19 protein-coding genes are annotated in these 17544 nt (G+C 74.4%); 6 read left to right on the top strand and 13 right to left on the bottom strand.

From position 1 onward, the window contains the following. Positions 1-20: 20 nt before the first annotated feature. The 8 genes from F1C76_15885 to F1C76_15850 form a co-directional block, all read right to left on the bottom strand. Positions 21-764, bottom strand: coding sequence for a M23 family metallopeptidase (locus F1C76_15885; protein QNG37868.1), 744 nt, complete (start codon positions 762-764; stop codon positions 21-23). Between the two features lie 105 nt (positions 765-869). Beyond that, positions 870-1877 (bottom strand): hypothetical protein, encoded by a 1008-nt coding sequence (locus tag F1C76_15880; GenBank protein ID QNG37867.1) that lies wholly within the window; start codon positions 1875-1877, stop codon positions 870-872. A 49-nt stretch (positions 1878-1926) separates the two neighbouring features. After that, entirely contained in the window at positions 1927-2388 is a 462-nt protein-coding gene (locus tag F1C76_15875) for a copper chaperone PCu(A)C (protein QNG37866.1), read from the bottom strand. A 58-nt stretch (positions 2389-2446) separates the two neighbouring features. Further along, the gene (locus F1C76_15870; protein ID QNG37865.1) at positions 2447-3505 is read right to left on the bottom strand and encodes a hypothetical protein; all 1059 of its coding nucleotides are present in this window, start codon (positions 3503-3505) and stop codon (positions 2447-2449) included. A 16-nt stretch (positions 3506-3521) separates the two neighbouring features. Next, positions 3522-4196 carry an SCO family protein gene (locus F1C76_15865; GenBank protein QNG37864.1) on the bottom strand — a complete coding sequence of 225 codons (675 nt, stop codon included), beginning with the start codon at positions 4194-4196 and terminating at the stop codon, positions 3522-3524. Next, on the bottom strand, positions 4193-4930 hold the full coding sequence (locus tag F1C76_15860; protein QNG37863.1) for a YcnI family protein: 738 nt from the start codon (positions 4928-4930) through the stop codon (positions 4193-4195). Before F1C76_15860 ends, F1C76_15865 begins: the two co-directional genes overlap by 4 nt. Positions 4931-4959: 29 nt before the next feature. Beyond that, positions 4960-6690, bottom strand: coding sequence for a copper resistance protein CopC (locus F1C76_15855; GenBank protein QNG37862.1), 1731 nt, complete (start codon positions 6688-6690; stop codon positions 4960-4962). Further along, positions 6687-7325, bottom strand: coding sequence for a hypothetical protein (locus tag F1C76_15850; GenBank protein ID QNG37861.1), 639 nt, complete (start codon positions 7323-7325; stop codon positions 6687-6689). The genes F1C76_15855 and F1C76_15850 overlap by 4 nt, the downstream gene beginning before the upstream one ends. Here F1C76_15850 and F1C76_15845 point away from each other — a divergent pair. From F1C76_15845 to F1C76_15820, 6 genes are all read left to right on the top strand, one after another. Beyond that, on the top strand, positions 7324-7983 hold the full coding sequence (locus tag F1C76_15845; protein ID QNG37860.1) for a sigma-70 family RNA polymerase sigma factor: 660 nt from the start codon (positions 7324-7326) through the stop codon (positions 7981-7983). The genes F1C76_15850 and F1C76_15845 overlap by 2 nt on opposite strands. 95 nt (positions 7984-8078) lie before the next feature. Continuing rightward, positions 8079-8696 (top strand): DUF47 domain-containing protein, encoded by a 618-nt coding sequence (locus tag F1C76_15840; GenBank protein ID QNG37859.1) that lies wholly within the window; start codon positions 8079-8081, stop codon positions 8694-8696. 6 nt (positions 8697-8702) lie between these two features. Further along, the gene (locus tag F1C76_15835; protein QNG37858.1) at positions 8703-9704 is read left to right on the top strand and encodes an inorganic phosphate transporter; all 1002 of its coding nucleotides are present in this window, start codon (positions 8703-8705) and stop codon (positions 9702-9704) included. A gap of 142 nt (positions 9705-9846) precedes the next feature. Then, the gene (locus F1C76_15830; protein QNG39296.1) at positions 9847-11172 is read left to right on the top strand and encodes an MFS transporter; all 1326 of its coding nucleotides are present in this window, start codon (positions 9847-9849) and stop codon (positions 11170-11172) included. Between the two features lie 235 nt (positions 11173-11407). Continuing rightward, complete coding sequence (locus tag F1C76_15825) at positions 11408-12385, top strand: sulfite exporter TauE/SafE family protein (protein ID QNG37857.1); 978 nt, start codon at positions 11408-11410, stop codon at positions 12383-12385. Between the two features lie 93 nt (positions 12386-12478). Beyond that, entirely contained in the window at positions 12479-13150 is a 672-nt protein-coding gene (locus F1C76_15820) for an SDR family NAD(P)-dependent oxidoreductase (protein ID QNG37856.1), read from the top strand. Positions 13151-13160: 10 nt separating this feature from the next. Here the strand turns inward: F1C76_15820 and F1C76_15815 are convergent, their stop codons facing one another. The 5 genes from F1C76_15815 to F1C76_15795 all read right to left on the bottom strand — a co-directional run bounded on the left by F1C76_15815 (position 13161) and on the right by F1C76_15795 (position 17432). Beyond that, positions 13161-13658 (bottom strand): hypothetical protein, encoded by a 498-nt coding sequence (locus F1C76_15815; GenBank protein ID QNG37855.1) that lies wholly within the window; start codon positions 13656-13658, stop codon positions 13161-13163. Positions 13659-13827: 169 nt separating this feature from the next. After that, positions 13828-15720 (bottom strand): translational GTPase TypA, encoded by a 1893-nt coding sequence (gene typA, locus F1C76_15810; protein ID QNG37854.1) that lies wholly within the window; start codon positions 15718-15720, stop codon positions 13828-13830. Positions 15721-15827: 107 nt separating this feature from the next. Continuing rightward, positions 15828-16172, bottom strand: a complete 345-nt coding sequence (locus tag F1C76_15805) for a hypothetical protein (protein QNG37853.1) — start codon at positions 16170-16172, stop codon at positions 15828-15830. Positions 16173-16192: 20 nt separating this feature from the next. Next, positions 16193-16966 carry a thioredoxin domain-containing protein gene (locus F1C76_15800; protein ID QNG37852.1) on the bottom strand — a complete coding sequence of 258 codons (774 nt, stop codon included), beginning with the start codon at positions 16964-16966 and terminating at the stop codon, positions 16193-16195. Then, positions 16956-17432 carry a DoxX family membrane protein gene (locus F1C76_15795; GenBank protein QNG37851.1) on the bottom strand — a complete coding sequence of 159 codons (477 nt, stop codon included), beginning with the start codon at positions 17430-17432 and terminating at the stop codon, positions 16956-16958. The genes F1C76_15800 and F1C76_15795 overlap by 11 nt, the downstream gene beginning before the upstream one ends. Between the last annotated feature and the right edge of the window lie 112 nt (positions 17433-17544).

The following is a 17544-nucleotide window of genomic DNA, read 5'->3' as shown; positions in this document are numbered from 1 at the left end:
TCACCGTGGGTGAGCACGCCTCAGATGTCTGCGCCCTGCTCGCGGAGCCAGACGACCGGGTCGACGGGCGGGCCGTCCAGGCCGCCCGAGTGGACCTCGAAGTGCAGGTGCGGGCCGGTGGATTGTCCCCGGCTGCCCAGCAGCGCGATGGTCTGCCCGGCCTCGACGACGTCGCCGGCGGAGACCTCGATCTCCTCCATGTGGCCGTAGATCGTCACGTCACCGCTAACACCCAGGACGTAGACGGCCTGGCCGTACCCGCTGGCCGCACCCGCCCGCAGCACGACGCCGTCCTCGGCCGCGTACTCCGGCGTCAGCATCGGCGCGGCGAGGTCGATGCCCCAGTGCATGGTGCCCCAGCGCTGGCAGAAGCAGGTGGTCATCCGGGCGCCGTCCACCGGGACGACGACCTTCGGGCGGGCCGCCTCGGCAGCGGCGACCGCGGCCGCCTCGGCCTCGGCGCGCTCGGCCCGGCTGGCGGCCACCTCGGCCAGCCGCTGCTGGGCCTGGGCCTCGGTGATCGCCATCTGCGGCATGAGCTCGGCCTCGTCGAGGAACGCCGCGTTCTCCGAGGCGGCCAGCGCCTGGGCGACGCTGTCGTCGGACGTGGCCTCGGCCGGTGTGCCCGGGAGCCCCAGGGTCGCGGCGAGCACCCCGCCCAGGGCGAGCGCCGCCACCAGGACCGCCGGTCGCCGTCGAGCACCCGTTACTACCGCCACCCGTGCTCCCCCGTCGTCTGCTGCGCCTGGCTCGACAGCAGGCAACCTAACGAGCCGTGACCGGTCTGTGACCCCCCGCTCGGCGCGTCTTCGCTGACACGCCGTGTGGCAAACCACACCGGTGTCATTCGGGCCGCCCGCGGAGGTCGGTCAGTGGTGCGGGTGTGGTGCCGGTGCGGGCGCCGGGACGGCGAGGGGCACCCCGGTGGTCTCCCGCGCCGCGGTGCGCCGGGCCAGGACGGCGACCCCGACGACCAGCCCGACCACACCGACCACCTGGCCGATGGTGGCCAGCAGACCCGGGGCCAGGACCTCCCCGTAGACCGGTGCGGCGAGCCCGACCGCGACCAGCGGCTCGAGCACGGCCATCACCGGCAAGGACTCGATGAGCGCGCCGGACTGGTAGGCCCACTGGGCGAACACGATCGAGGCGGCACCGGAGGCCAGCAGCAGGTAGGTGGTCCAGCTGCCGAGCAGCTCGGCCGGCGGGTGGGCCACCACGTCCTTGAGCAGCAGCCCGGTGATGCCGAACCCGCCTCCGGCCGCCAGGCCCAGCGCCAGCGCCTTGTGCGGGGCGGCCGGGCGCAGCGACCAGAGCGCAGCCAGCACCATCACCGCCGCAGCCCCACCGGCGCACAGCAGCAGCGCCCTCGGCTCGGCGAAGGAGCTGCCGTGCTGGGGCCGGGCGGACACGACGAACAGGCCCAGGGTCACCGCGACGACGCCGGCGGCGATCCACTGCCCGCGCTCGGGCAGCAGCCGGTCGGCGTGCCGCCGGTCGACCAGGGCACCGAGCGCCAGGGAGATGACGAGACCGCCGGACAGCAGCGGCTGCACGACCACGACCGGCCCGAACTTCAGCGCCGAGGCGTGCAGCAGGAACCCGCAGAGCGCGGCACCCTGACCGCCGATCCAGGCCCGGTTGCGCACCAGCTTGCCGACCAGGCGGAGCACCGCCCCCTGCGGGAGGTCGGCGGCGGCATCCGTGGCCGCCCGGTGCTGCACGACGGTGGACACCGCGAAGGCGCACGCCGAGAGCAGCGCCAGCAGGATCGACGCCCCGAGGTGCCCCTGCTGACCGGGCGGAGGGCCCTGGGCGGCGAGGACCGCCAGGGCGTGGGTGTCCAGAGACCCGGCGCGCACCCCCGTGTCCAGCACGGGCCCGAGCCTGCCACGGGTCGGGGTCGACGTCGCGCGGGACGCCCGGTCAGTCGGTGACCGGCACCGTCACGGTGACCTCGCCGGACCGGTCGAACACGAACGTCACCTCGACCTCGTCGCCCACCGCCACCGGCCGCTCGGTGTCCGGGAGCACCACCGCGGCCGTGCCGTCCAGGCCCAGGTGCAGCACCCCCTCGGCCGGCACGGTCCACGGCCCGGCGTCCACGGCGCCGAAGCCCGTGCCGCTCACCGTCTGCAGCGTGTCGTCGTCGGGCCCGGCGTTCTGCACGTCCAGCCGCAGCACCGCGTCGTCCCCGGCGTCCAGCGCCCCGTCGCTCGCGTCGGCGATCGAGGCCCGCAGCACCGTGACGTCCTTGCTCACCTCGACCTGCGCCGAGGTCTCCCCGCCCGGTGCCTCCTCGGCAGCGGTCTGCCCGAGGTCACCGCTGCCGGCGCACCCGGTGAGCACGAGGGCGGCGAGCGGGAGGGCCAGCAGGGAACGGGTCACGAGTGGTGGAGGTGCCCCCGGTCGAGGTGGTCGAACCCGTGACCGTCCTCTCCGGGGCTCAGACGGGGACGACGACGGGCCGGTCGCGGAACCGGCGCGCGGCCAGCGCCCCGCCGACCACCAGGCCCAGCCCCCCGGCCAGCAGCACGGCGACCGAGGCCCGGGCCAGCACCGGGGGGCCGGCCGCGAGCAGGTTCGCCGTCCACAGCACGTCGACGTCGGGCAGGCCCTGCACCAGCAGCAGCCAGCCGACGACGACGGCCAGCACGCCGGTCAGCGACCCCCGCCCCCGCGCCGCCGCCCGGACCGCGGCCACCACCACGAGCAGCACCAGCAGCGCCGGCACCAGCGCGGACAGCACGGCGCCCGGGTGCGACCCGACGGTCACCGAGGGGGCCGGGGTGGCCACGGCGTGTCCCAGCGAGGCCGACGCCCCCAGCCCCAGCGCGGCAGCGAGCGGACCGGCGGTGCGGGCCAGCGAGCCGGCGGCGACGACGCCGGCGAGCACCAGCGCGTAGAGCGGCCACACCAGCCAGCCCGGCGGCGGGGGCGACCAGGTCAGCACCCCTGCGACGTCCACCGGCGTGCCCCCCAGCGCCATCGGCACCGTCCAGGAGATGACGGTGTGCGACACGCTCGGGTCGGCGGTGACCACCGGGGGCAGCTGACCCTCGCTCATCCAGTGCGTCCGGTGGTCGTGCCAGGCGTACTGCGGCTGCGTCGAGACCTGCACCCAGTCCGGCGTCCCCAGCGGGTCGGCGTCGGACGGCAGCGGCGTCCGGCCGAACCGGTCCAGGTTGATCGTGGTCGCCGGGCTGTGCGCGTTGCGCCAGACCCCGTCGGGGCCGATCCGCAGGTAGGGCTCCCCGGAGTAGCCGGGCACGGTGAGCTCGGTGTCGGTGGTGTTGACGACCTCGAGCTCGTCGCCGAACTGCAGCACCCGGACGTCGACCCCGGGCAGGTCCGGACGCACCGAGGTCACCGCGCCGTCGAAGTCGCTGCCGGCCACGCCCTCGCCGACGTGCGCCGCGGCCGGACCGGCCAGCGCACCGGCCGCGACCACGGCCAGGAGCACGAGCAGCGCCCGTGCCCCCACCCGGCGCAGCCCCGCGGTCACGCCGGCCAGTCTGCCCTCACTCGCCGGCGACGACCGCCAGGTCGTGCGCGATGTCCCGCGAGGTGTTCCCGGCGTCGAAGGCCACGTCGGCCTCGCCGTCCGTGCCGTAGAGCAGCAGCAGCGAGGAGTGCTGCTGGCCCATCTCCTCGGCCAGCGGCACCCCCGCCGCCAGCTGGGCGGCGTCGATCTCGGCCTGCGTGCCGGTGAGCCCGACGATCGCCGGGGCCGGTGCGGTGGAGAACAGGGACAGGTAGTCCCCCAGCACCTCGGGGGTGTCCCGGGCCGGGTCGGTGGTCACGAAGACCACCGTGGTCGCCGCGGCGACCTCCGGGTCCGAGGTCTGCAGCGCGATCGCGACGTCGGCCATCGTGGTCGGGCAGATGTCCGGGCAGTTGGTGTACCCGAAGAACAGCAGCGTCGGCCCGTCGGCGGTCTGCGCCGCGAAGTCGTACGGCGCCCCGGCCTGGTCGGTCAGGGTGAACGACGGCTTCTGGTACGCATCCCGCAGGAACAGCCCGTCGTACGGGTTGTCCGGCCCGGACACCGTCGCGGGCGCCTCGCCCGAGGTGTGGTCGCCGTGCCCGCCCGCCGCGGCCTGGTCGGCCTCCGCGGACCCACCGCAGCCGGCCAGCACCAGCCCGGCGGTCAGCGCGATCGTGGCCAGGGACGTGCGACGTGGGAGGGAGCTCACGAGGCCACGGTACGACGGCGTGCGGCCAGGCCCAGGGCGAGTCCGGCCACACCGGCGACCAGCCCGAGCCCACCGAGCACCAGCGCGGTGACGGCGATCCCGTTGCCGCTGCCGTCCTCGGCCGCGGTGGCATCGGTGCCCGAGGCGGCGGTGTCGGTGCCGCCGTCCGAGCCGTGCGCGTCACCGCTGGCGGCCGTCGAGCCGCCCAGGTCCAGGACCGGGGCCGGGTACTGCGGCTCGGGCTGGCCCTCGACGGTCGGCTCGATCCAGGCGGACTCGGTGCCGTCGCTGTAGGTCTGCACGGTGCCGAAGGAGACGGTCTCGGCGTCGGGGAACGGCCCGCCCAGCAGGGAGAACTCCTGGAACTGGCCGGGGGCGATGCCACCACCGGCGTCGGCGGTGAACTGCACGACGGTCACCGCACTGGTGATCTCCTCGCCGTCGGACTCCACCGGCGGGTCGAGCTGGGTGGTGGTCGGGGTGATCGTCCAGCCGGCCACCGGCTCGGCCTGCACGAAGGTCAGCGGGGTGTCGGTGGGCAGCTGGATGCGCAGCGAGACGGTGCTGGCGGTGTCGCTCTCGTTGGGCACCCGGAAGGTCATCACGCCGAAGCCGCCCGGGGCGGCCTCGTCGGAGGACACCCGGACGTGCGCGGAGGCGACGCCACCGCCGGCGGCCACGGCGATGCCGGTGGCCAGGGTGAGGACGGCGAGACGACGGGGGGTGGTGGACATGCTTCTCCTGTCAGAGGGGTGTGCGCAGGTCAGCGCACGGGGAACGTGGTGGACGCCGTGAGGGCGGTGAACTCGTCGAGCCGGACGGTGACGGTGACCGTCCAACTGCCCGCGGTGGGCAGCTGCGCGTCGCCGACGGAGTGGCCCGGCCCGGCCGGCTGGAGCTCGACGTCGAGCGGGCCGATCTGCTGCTCGGCCTCGGTGAGGGTCACCCGCAGCGACTGCGGCTGGGCCAGCTGGCCGTCGGCGTCGAAGAGGTAGACGTGCAGGGTGTTCGGGCCGGGCTGCGCGGGGTCGACCGACAGCTGCACGCTGCCGTCGGCGCCGGTCGCACCCTGCAGCGGGAGCGTGACGTCGACCGGGTCGGCGACGGCGGCCTTGGCCGGCGGGGTGCCCACCAGGACCGCCGAGAGGGCGAGGACCACGGCCGCGACCGCGACCTCGATCAGCACCGAGCGGCGGAACGGGGCGACGTCGGCGACCGCGGCACCGGCCCGCTCCCGGGCAGCGCTGTCCTCGTCCTCGGCGCTGAACGCGTGCGCCACCACCCGGCGCCGGGTGGTGCGGGGGGCGCCCAGCTGCTGCTGCACCCACACCCGGCTGACCCCGGCGACGGCGAGCAGCCCGAGCACCAGCGCGAGCTTGGCGACCAGCACCCAGCCGTAGGTGGTGGACACCAGCGCCGCCGGTGAGCCGACCTCGCGCGCCGACTGGACCACCCCGGTGACCACCAGCGCGGCCACCGATCCGGCGGCGAGCCGGCTGTAGCGGGGCAGCGCGGTCGCCAGCTCACCGGCCGGCACCCCGCGCCGCAGCGCGCCGGCCAGCAGGGCGGTCAGCCCGCCCAGCCACACGGTCATCGCGGCCACGTGCACGGCGGTGACGACGACGGCCAGACCCGGCAGCGGGCCGGCGACGGGGTGTCCGACGGCCGCGGTGGTGACCACGAGACCCAGGGCCAGCACCCCCCCGGCGACGACCAGCCCCCGCGACGGGGCAGCGGCCCGGAAGGCCACGACGGTCAGGGCGGCGAGCCCGGCGGCCAGCACGACCCGGGCCAGCAGGGTGAGGCCGAACGCCGAGCCCGCGGTGGTGGCGAGCAGCTGCGGGTCGACCAGGTCGGCCAGCCCGGTGGCCGCGGCGTAGGGGCCCTGCAGCAGGAAGGACAGCACTGCCCCGGCGGCGACGGCACCGAGCCCGGAGAGGGTCAGCGTGCGCACCCGGCGGGAGCGCCAGCCGGCCGACCAGCAGGCGAGCAGGAAGACCGGGACGCCGACGCCGAGGGCCAACCCGGCGAAGCCGAGCCAGCGGGCCACCGGGAGCAGCGCCCCGACGACCGGGTCGACGTCGCTGCCGGCCTCGGCACCGGTGGTGGGCACGAGCTCCCCGTCCCCGACCACGAAGGCGTAGGCCCCGCTGATCGGGTGCGAGTCCGCCGAGACGACCCGGTAGGTCACCACGTAGCTGGCGTCGGGCAGGTCGGCCCGCAGCGGGACGGTGATCGTGCCGTCGCTGGCGGTCGCGGCACCGGTGTCGACGCGTTCGCCGACGCTGTCGAGCACCCGGGCGTAGCCGGCCCCGAGCGAGACCCCCTCGTCGAACTCCAGGGTCACCTCGGTCGGGGCGGTCTCCAGCCGGGCGCTCTCGGCCGGGGTGGTGGTGACCAGGGTGGCGTGCGCGCTGGCCGGGGCCGCGGTGCCGACGTCGACCAGCAGGGCCAGGGGCAGCGCGGCGAGCAGGAGGAGGACCAGGCGCCTCACGCGAGCACCCGCACCCCGGCCGATGCCGTCCCGCGGCGCCGTCCTCGCCAGGCCAGGGCCGCGGTGACCACCAGCCCGGCCAGGAGCAGGAGGTGGCCCACCGCCCGGTCGGCGTGCACGTGCCCGGCGCCGAGGTCGGTGACCGTGACGACGGTGAGCACCGCGGTGAAGGTGGCCAGGAACGGCAGCGCGCCGGCGGCCAGCCGCGGGGCGGCAGCGCAGGCCAGGAAGGCCACGGCCAGCCCGAGGTTCCAGGCCCCGGTCTCGTGCGCGACGTGCACCGGGGCGCTCATCGCGCCGGCCCCGCTGACCAGCGACGGCGTGGCCAGCCCGACCTGGGCGACCCCGACGGCCAGCAGCGCCAGCCGCAGGGCCGTCGTCACCAGCCGGGAGCGGGCCGCGGCAGCCGCACCGGGGAGCCGGTCGGGCAGCGCGGACAACACGGCCGCGGTGAGGTCGGGGACGGCCGGGGCGGGCGCCAGCCGGGCGCGCCGGGTCACCAGCCCCGCGGTCTCCACCCAGGCCGAACAGGCCGCACACCCGGCCAGGTGGGCGTCCAGGGCCGCCGCGGGGACCGGGGACCCCTCGCCGTCCATCCGGGCAGAAGCCGCCTCGCGCCAGCGCTCGCAGTGCATGGGAGGAGAGTCGCTCCCGGGGCACCCCCAGTTCCCGGGGTCCGCATGGGCCCGGTCACAGGTCAGACTGGGGGACGTGGAGCCCCCGGTCGACGAGCTGGCGCGGGTCGCCGCGGCCGCCGCCGACGGGGACCCGCTCGCCGCTGCGGCCTTCGTCCGGGCCACCCAGGCCGACGTGTGGCGGCTGTGCGCGCACCTGGGCGACCGGCAGTCCGCCGACGACCTGACCCAGGAGACCTACCTGCGGGCCTTCGGCTCGCTGCACCGCTTCGCCGGCCGGTCGACCGTGCGCACCTGGCTGTTCTCCATCGCCCGCCGCACGTGCGCCGACGCCATCCGCCGCACCGGCCGCCGGCGGCTCACCCTCGTCGGGGACGACGAGCTCCTCGAGCGCGCCGACACCGGCACCACCGCCGACCGGGTGGGCGAGGACGCCGTCGTCGGCGACCTGCTCGCCCGGCTGCACCCCGACCGGCGCGAGGCCTTCGTGCTCACCCAGCTGATGGGCCTGCCCTACGCGGAGGCCGCCGCGGTGGCCGACGTCCCGGTCGGCACGATCCGTTCCCGGGTCGCCCGCGCCCGGGCCGACCTGGTCGAGGCGCTGGGCGCCGACACCGCGGCCGACGACGAGCACGGGGGACGACGCACCCACGGCTGAGATGACGGCCCGGTGGACGGTTGGTGAACGCAAGGGGACCTAAGCTCTGCCGCGGCCGTCCGGCCGTCCCCGTCCTCCCCCCGGAGTCTCTGCTCGTGGCCTTCAGCCTCACGCCCAAGGACACCCGCTTCTACGACATGTTCACCGCCTCGGCGCAGAACCTCGTCGAGGCGACGACCGTGCTCGGGGACTTCGTGCACGACGTCTCCCGCCGCGAGGAGCTCGGCGGCGTGCTGCGCGACCTGGAGCACGCCGGGGACAACCTGACCCACGCGGTGTTCCGGCAGCTCAACTCCAGCTTCGTCACCCCGTTCGACCGGGAGGACATCTACGCCCTGGCCAGCGACCTCGACGACGTGATGGACGCGATCGAGGCCGCCGCGGACCTGGTCGTGCTCACCGGGCTGGGCACCCTCCCGGCCGAGATGGGCCAGCAGGTGGCCCTGCTGCAGCGCTGCGCCCAGGTGACCGCCGACGCGATGCCCCGGCTGCGGGCGATGAAGGACCTCGCCGACTACTGGATCGAGGTCAACAGCCTGGAGAACGAGGCGGACAAGCTGTACCGCCGGCTGCTGTCCCGGCTGTACTCCGGGGAGTTCGACGCCCTGGAGATCCTCAAGCTCAAGGAGGTGGCCGACCAGCTCGAGGAGGCCGCCGACGCCTTCGAGCACGTCGCCAACGTGGTGGAGACCATCTCGGTCAAGGAGTCCTGACCGACGGTGGACGGGCTCTTCCTGGCTCTCGTCGTCATCGTGGTGGTGGCGCTGGCCTTCGACTACACCAACGGCTTCCACGACGCCGCCAACTCCATCGCCGTCGCCGTCTCCACCAAGGCGCTCACCCCGCGGGTCGCCCTGGCGCTGGCCGCGGTGATGAACCTGGTCGGGGCGCTGATCTCCACCGAGGTCGCCCAGACCGTGGGCGCCGGCATCATCGACACCCCCAGCGGCAGCGACGGCCTGCAGATCGTCTTCGCCGCGCTCATCGGCGCGATCACCTGGAACCTGATCACCTGGTACTTCGGCCTGCCCAGCTCCTCCTCGCACGCCCTGATCGGCGGCCTGGTCGGCGCTGCGCTGTCCGCCGTCCACTCGGTGCAGTGGCTGGGCATCGTGGAGAAGGTCGTCGTCCCGATGGTGCTGTCCCCGCTGGTCGGGTTCGGCCTGGGCTACCTGGTGATGCTCGCGGTGCTGTGGTCCTTCCGCGGCGCCAACGTCACCCGGGCCAACCGCGGCTTCCGGTACGCCCAGATCGTCAGCTCGGCCACCATGGCACTGGGCCACGGACTGCAGGACGCCCAGAAGACGATGGGCATCATCACCCTGGCCCTGGTCACCGCCGGGCAGATCGACACCTTCGAGGTGCCGCTGTGGGTGGTGCTGGCCGCCGCTCTCGCGATCAGCGCGGGCACCTACGCCGGTGGCTTCCGGATCATGCGCACGCTGGGCCGGCGGATCATCCAGCTCACCCCGGCCGGGGGCTTCTCCGCCCAGACCGTGGCGTCCAGCGTCATGATCACCACGGCCACGGTCTTCGCCGTCCCGGTGTCGACCACGCACATCACCACCACCTCGATCATGGGCGTGGGTGCCACCCGCCGGCTGTCCGCCGTCCGCTGGGGCGTGGCCGGGAACATCGTCGTCGCCTGGGTGTTGACGCTCCCGGCCGCCGGTCTCGTCGCCGCCGCGGTGTACTGGGTGACGCACGCGATCGTCGGCTGAACAGGGAGGGGCCCGGGTGTCCGCGCACGACCCCGTCGGGAACCCCGTCGACCACCCGCCGACCACGACCGCCCCGGCCCCCCTGGCACTGGGGACGACGTCGGCCCGCTGGGTGCTGCTGGCCACCGTGCTCGCCTCGGCGATGGCGTTCCTGGACTCCACCGCGGTCAACGTCGCGCTGCCCACCATCGGCGCCGACCTGGGGTCCTCGCTGTCGGGCCTGCAGTGGACCGTCACCGGCTACACCCTCGCGCTGGCCTCGCTGATCCTGCTCGGCGGCGCCCTGGGCGACCGGTACGGCCGCCGCCGGGTGTTCCTGGTCGGCGTCGTCTGGTTCGCCTCCACCTCCCTGCTCTGCGGTCTCGCACCCACCACCGAGCTGCTGGTCGCCGCCCGCGTGCTGCAGGGCATCGGCGGCGCGCTCCTGGTGCCCGGCTCCCTGTCGCTCATCCAGTCCTCCTTCCGGCACGTCGACCGGGCCCGCGCCATCGGGCTGTGGTCAGGGCTGGGCGGGGTCGCCGGACTGGGCGGGCCGTTCCTGGGCGGGTTCCTGGTCGACGCCGTCAGCTGGCGGTGGGTGTTCCTGGTCAACGTGCCGCTGGCGGTCGCGGTCGTGGTCGTCGCCCTGCGGCACGTGCCGGAGAGCCGGGACCCCGCCCACCACGGGCGCTTCGACGTCCCCGGTGCCGCGCTCACCGCACTGGCCCTCGGCGGTGTCACGTACGCGCTGATCGACGCCGGTTCCGGCCCGGGCACCTGGGTGGCGCTGGCGCTCGGGGTGGCCGGCGCGGTGGGCTTCGTCGCCCGGGAGCGGACGACGGCGGACCCGATGCTGCCCCTGGGCGTCTTCGCCGACCGGCAGTTCACCGGCGCGAACCTGACCACGCTGGCCGTCTACGGCGCGATGGGCGGGTTCTCCTTCTTCCTGGTGCTGCAGCTGCAGACCGTGCTCGGTTACGACGCGCTGCAGTCCGGTGCTGCGGTCGTGCCCTCGATCCTGGTCATCTCGCTGCTGTCCTCCCGCGCCGGAGCGCTGGCCACCCGGCTGGGCCCCCGGATCCCGATGACGGTCGGTCCGCTCGTCGCGGCGTCCGGGGTGCTGTACCTGTCCTTCGTCGACGCCGGCACCCGGTGGGCGACCGGCATCCTGCCCGGCTCCCTGGTGTTCGGCCTGGGCATGGCGCTGACCGTGGCCCCGTTGACCGCGACCGTGCTGGGCGCGGCCCCGGACCACCTGGCCGGGGTGGCCAGCGGGGTGAACAACGCCGTCGCCCGGGCCGCCCAGCTGCTCGCCGTCGCCGCGCTGCCCCTGGCGGTCGGCCTCTCCGGGGACGACTACGCCCGCCCGGACGCCTTCACCGACGGGTACGCGCTGGCCATGCGGCTGTGCGCCGGGCTCATCGCACTGGGCGGCGTGATCTCGCTGGTGACCATCCGGGCCGACGTCCTGGAACCCGATCCCACCTGACGGGACGCCGGTGTACCTCCTAAGTGCATCGGGCTGGTAGACATTGCCCCGTGTCGGCGACCGGTGTGCTCCCAGGTGACCTCCTGGTGACCCGCATCCACGTCGACCTGGTGCGCGTCACCACCGCAGCCTGTCTGGCTCGCTGAACGACCCGGGGTCCTCGACGACCCCCGTCCCGGCGCGGGTGCGCAGCCGGGCCCCTCCCCCGCCAGACCCCTCACCCCGGAGCACCCCTGTGCGCACCCTGATCCTCTTCGCCCTCGTGGGCCTCGGCGCCCAGCTCGTCGACGGCAGCCTGGGCATGGCCTACGGCGTCACGTCCACGACGCTGCTGCTGGCCGTCGGCGCCAGCCCGGCCGCCGCGTCGGCCACCGTCCACCTCGCTGAGATCGGCACCACGCTGGTCTCCGGCGCCTCGCACTGGAAGTTCGGCAACGTCGACTGGAGGGTCGTCGCCAAGATCGGCATCCCCGGCGGCGTCGGCGCCTTCGCCGGAGCGACCTTCCTGTCCTCGCTGGACACCTCGGTCGCCGCGCCGCTGATGAGCGGCATCCTGCTGGTGCTCGGCCTCTACGTGCTGATCCGCTTCACCTTCCGCGGCCTGAACAAGCAGAACCTCGGCAAGCCGATGCGCAAGCGCTTCCTCGGCCCGCTCGGCCTGGTCGCCGGGTTCGTCGACGCCACCGGCGGCGGCGGCTGGGGCCCGGTCGGCACGCCCGCCATCCTGGCCAGCGGCCGGATGGAGCCCCGCAAGGTGATCGGCTCGATCGACACCTCGGAGTTCATCGTCGCGCTCGCCGCCTCGCTGGGCTTCCTGTTCGCCCTCGGCTCGCAAGGGATCAACGCCACCTGGGTCGCCGGCCTGCTCATCGGCGGCGTCATCGCCGCCCCGATCGCCGCCTGGCTGGTCCGGCACGTCCCGCCGCGGCTGCTGGGCTCCGCGGTCGGCGGGATCATCGTCTTCACCAACACCCGCTCGCTGTTCAACGCCTTCGAGGTCGCCGACGCCGTCCGCTGGCCGGTGTACGCGGTCATCGTCGTCGGCTGGATCGCCGCGGTCGTGCACTCCTGGCGGGTCTACCGGGCCGACACCGAGTCCGAGTCGGTCGAGGCCGCCGCCGAGCTCGAGCAGGAGCGCCGCGACGCCCTGGTGCGGCAGCTCTCCGACGGTGGGTCCGTCGGCGCCGGTCGCCCGCAGGACCCCCGCGACTAGCCCGACGGACGGGTGGGTTGCGCACAACCGGGTAGGGGACGGAGGACGGCGTCGTCACCCGGACGGCGCGACACCGCAGGAGGTACCACCGCAATGAGCGTCATGGCCATCATCGGAGCCGGTCGAGGACTGGGCGCCGCCACCGCCCGCGTGTTCGGGGCACAGGGCTACGACATCGCCCTGGTCGCCCGCAACCAGACCCGGGTCTCCGAGCTCGCCGCCGACCTGGCCGCCGAGGGCATCACCACCGGCGGCTTCGTCGCCGACGTGCGCGACCCCGACTCGATCGCCCACACCCTGGCCCAGATCGGGGAGACCATGGGCCCGATCGAGGTGCTGCAGTACAGCCCGCTGCCGGACAAGACCTTCCTGCGCCCGGTGCTGGAGACCACCGCCGCCGACCTGGTCGGCCCGGTGGAGTTCTCGATCTACGGCCCGGTGGCCGCCGTCCGGCAGGTGCTGCCCGGGATGCGCTACCTGCCCGAGGGCTCGAAGCCATCGATCCTGTTCGTCAACGGCGGTTCGGCCGTCGTCCCGAACAAGGGCGTGGCCGGCACCAGCGTCGCCTTCGCCGGACTGACCGCCTACGCGCAGCTGCTGAACGAGGTGCTCACCGACGAGGGCATCCAGGTCTCCCAGCTGGTCATCCCCGGCGCGATGGTCGACGGCGACCCGGTCAAGGGCCCCGACGTGATGGCCGGCCACCTGTGGGACCTGCACAGCAAGCGCGACGCCTTCCGCTTCCAGGTCGAGGGCACCGACTGAGACGAGGCGCTCACCCGGCGCTGCGGACCACCTGCAGCGCCGGGTGCCGGGCGGCGTCGTCGAGGACGGCGACCGGGGTGCGGGCGCGGCCGGGGTGCGCGGCCAGCCGCAGCGCCCGCGCGCTGAGCAGCGCCTCGGTGGCCGGCGGGACGACGAGCAGCTGGAGCTGCAGCTGCCGGTCACCGCAGGTGAGCGTGACGACCTGGGGGTCACCGGTGGCGAAGCCGCCGACCCGGACCACCCGCTCCCCCACGGCCAGCTTGCGCGGCACCCGGTGCCAGGCCGAGAACGGGTAGGTGAACCGGGTGACGCCGACCCCGCGGCGGTCCAGGGCGGCGACGAGCTCGGGCAGCTCCAGGGCCAGGTCGGTGGAGCGGGGCCACCAGGCGCCGTGCAGACCCTCGCCGGCATCGGTGCGCAGGCTCACCCGCACGTCGATCCCACCGCGGAAACCGGGCAGCTCCTGCTCGCCGACCCATGCCGCGCGGTTGGTCCTCGGGTTCTCCACGGGACGACGCTAGGCAGCCCGGGGACGCCGTCCCGACGGACACGCCGCGCCCCACCGGACCCCTCCGTCACACGGCCGGTCCTCACCCACCGTCACCGATCCGCGACCACCGCGGAACGACGACGCCCCCGCCACCACGAGGGTGACGGGGGCGACGACAGCCAGTCGATCAGACCGGCTTGGGCTTGCGGTTCTTGCTCTTGCCGCGCTCGGTCTGGTCCAGCACGACCTTGCGCACCCGCACGGTGGCCGGGGTGACCTCGACGCACTCGTCCTCGGCGCAGAACTCCAGCGCCTGCTCCAGGTTGAGGATGCGCGGCGGGATGAGCCGCTCCAGCTCCTCGGAGGTGGACTTGCGCATGTTGGTGAGCTTCTTCTCCTTGGTGATGTTCACGTCCATGTCGTCGGGACGCGAGTTCTCACCCACGAGCATGCCCTCGTAGACCTCGGTGCCGGGCTCGACCATCATCGAGCCGCGCTCCTGGAGCGAGAACATCGAGTACGTGGTCGCGACGCCGGTGCGGTCGGCGACCAGCGAGCCGGTCGGACGGGCGCGCATGTCGCCCAGCCACGGCTCGTAGCCCTCGAGGACGTGGTTGAAGACGCCGGTGCCGCGGGTCTCGGTGAGGAACTCGGTGCGGAACCCGATCAGGCCACGGGAGGGAGCGACGTACTCCATCCGCGCCCAGCCGGTGTCGTGGTGCACCAGGTTCTCCAGGCGGCCGCGGCGGATCGCCAGGGCCTGGGTCAGCGTGCCGACGTACTCACCGGGGGTGTCGATGGTGACCCGCTCGACCGGCTCGTGCAGCTTGCCGTCGATCTCCTTGGTGACCACCTGCGGGCGGCCGACGGTGAGCTCGAAGTCCTCGCGGCGCAGCTGCTCGACCAGGATCGCGAGGGCGAGCTCGCCACGGCCCTGCATCTCCCAGGTGTCGGGGCGCTCGGTGGGCAGCATGCGCACCGAGACGTTGCCGACGAGCTCCTGGTCGAGGCGGTTCTTGATCAGACGGGCGGTGACCTTCTTGCCCGACTTGCCCGACAGCGGCGAGGTGTTGATCCCGATGGTGATCGAGATGGAGGGCTCGTCGACGGTCAGCGCCGGCAGCGGGCGCGGGTCGTCAGGGTCGGCGAGCGTGTCGCCGATGCCGATGTCCTCGATGCCGGCGATGGCGACCAGGTCGCCGGGGCCGGCGCTCTCGGCCGGCACGCGGGTCAGGCCCTCGGTGGACAACAGCTCGGTGATCTTGACCTTGGTGATCGTGCCGTCGACCTTGCACCACGCGACCTGCTGGCCGCGCTTCATCTCACCGGAGTGGATGCGCAGCAGGGCGAGGCGGCCCAGGAACGGGGAGGCGTCGAGGTTGGTGACCTGCGCGCGCAGCGGCTCCTCGGCGTCGTACTCCGGCGCCGGGATGGTGTCCAGCAGCGTCTGGACCAGCGGACCGAGGTCCGGGCTGTCCGGGACGGTGCCGTTCTCCGGCTTGTTCAGCGAGGCCTGGCCGGTGCGGCCGTTGCAGTAGACGATCGGGAACTCGAGGGTCTCGGCGGGGAGGCCCGCGTCCTCGAGGAGCTCCATGAAGAGCTCGTAGCACTCGTCGACGACCTCTTCGATCCGGGCGTCGCCACGGTCGGTCTTGTTGACGGCGAGGATGACCGGCATCCCCTTGGCCAGCGCCTTGCGCAGCACGAAGCGGGTCTGCGGCAGCGGGCCCTCGGAGGCGTCGACGAGCAGCACGACGCCGTCGACCATGGACAGACCACGCTCGACCTCACCGCCGAAGTCGGCGTGACCGGGGGTGTCGACGATGTTGACGACGACGGGGTTGCCGTCGGCGTCGGCGAGCCGGATCGCGGTGTTCTTGGCCAGGATGGTGATGCCACGCTCGCGCTCGAGGTCCATGGAGTCCATGACCCGGTCCTGGGTCGAGTCGTTGTCCGTGCCCTCGCCCTTGGAGCGACCGAGGGCGCCGGCCTGCCGGAGCAGGGCGTCGACCAGGGTGGTCTTGCCGTGGTCGACGTGGGCGACGATCGCCACGTTGCGCAGGTCATTACGGGTGGGCATGCGGAGAGGCACCTCAGGAGATCGGGGTTCGCGGCACTGGTGGGATCCCCCGAGCACCGCCCGTCGCCGACCGGCGACCCTCCCATGGTAGGCGCTCCGGCCCGACCTCAGGCCGGCTGTGACCGGTCAGCCACCCCGAAGGCGATGCCCGCGGCCACGATCGTGACGACGCCCACAGCCAGCCAGGCCGGCCAGCCGACGCCGATGGCCAGCACGTGGGCGAGCACGAAGGCCACGAGGTAGACCGCCGCCAGCCCGGCGGTGACCGCCCAGCCGCGCCGGCGCCGCCACAGCCACCCGGCCGCGAGCCCGCCGGCGAGGAAGACGGCGCCACCCAGGGCCCGGACGCCGGTGCCCTGGGCGATGCCGAACCCGGCGGCCAGGCCGATCGCGACGGGCAGGGCGGAGGGCAGGGCGGCGAGCCGGGAGCGGTTCAGCGTGCTGGTCGACATGGGCCCAGTGTCCCCGCCGCTCACTGCTGGGCGGCGGCGACCGCGGCGGTCAGCCCGTCGGCGGACAGGTCGGTGAGCGCCGTCCCGTCGACGAACACCGTCGGGGTGCCGGTGACGCCGTCCTTCGACGCCTGGTCGGTGGCGGTGACCGTCCAGTCCCGGTAGGTCTGGTCCTCGATCCCCGCGGTGACCGCGTCGCCGGTGGCCCCGGCCTGCTCGGCGTAGGAGACCAGCTGGTCGTCGGTCAGCCCGCTGCCGGTGGCCTCGTCGGGCTGGTTCGCGTAGAGCAGGTCGTGGAAGCGCTCCAGCGCCTCGGGGCCGGTGGTCGAGGCCACCACGGCCGCGGCGTTCAGCGCCCGGGTGGAGTAGTCGTCGTTCCGGTCGGAGTCCAGGAAGGCCATGCCGTGGTACTCCACGCGGACCGTCCCGGCGTCCACGAGGTCCTCCAGCGTCGACCCGGCGGCGGCCTCGAAGTCCCGGCAGTTGGGGCACTGGTAGTCCTCGTAGAGGTCCACCGTGACCGGGGCGTCGGCGCTGCCGACCGCGAAGGCGGTCTGCGAGCTGCCCGGCGCCGTCCCCGAGGGCACCGCGGCGTCGGCGGCGGTCGACGTCCGGGCGGTCTGCACCAGGACGACGGCGACCACGGCCACCACGACGAGCACCGCCGCGACGACCCCGCCGACCAGGGTGCGTCGGCGCTTCTGCTCCGCGGCGCGGACGGCGGCCTCGGCGGCACGCCTCTCGGCGATCCGGCGCTGGGCGGCGGCGCGGCCGCGGGTGGGGTCACTGGACACGGATGGGCTCCTGACGGGAGGGGGCGAGCGAGAACCGGGAGTGCGGCCACCGGGCCAGTGCGAGGGCGACCAGCAGCAGGGCGGTGTCCCGGGCGACCTCGGCCGGGTAGGCGGTCTGCCCGGTCTGCACCTGACCCCCGCCGCCGAAGCAGCCGCAGTCGATCTGCAGGCCGCGCGCCCAGGCGGAGCCGACGCCGACGAGGAAGACCGCGAGCAGCAGCGCGGAGGCCACCGCCGCCGTCCGGACGAACACCCCGGCGAGCAGCGCCAGACCGACGGCGACCTCGACGACGGGCAGGCCGAAGGCGACCGGGCCGACCAGCACCTCGGGCAGCAGCCGGTAGGCCCGGACGGCCCGCACCGCCGCGGCGGGGTCGGGCAGCTTCAGCAGGCCGGCGACGACGAAGACGCCGCCCAGCAGCAGCCGGGCGGCGAGAGCCAGCCAGGGACGCAGGTCGGACCGCACTCCCCCACAGTCGTCCGGGGACCGTCGGAGGTTCCCGCAGCTCAGCTGTGGATCTCCCGGGAACGACGGAGGGCCCCGGGGGTGTCGTCACCCCGGGGCCCTCTCGGCCTCG

The organism is Geodermatophilaceae bacterium NBWT11 (genome assembly GCA_014218215.1).
GTDB lineage: Bacteria > Actinomycetota > Actinomycetes > Mycobacteriales > Geodermatophilaceae > Klenkia.
Note: the sequence above shows the minus strand (reverse complement) of the source record. Positions and strands in the feature narration are given on the sequence as shown.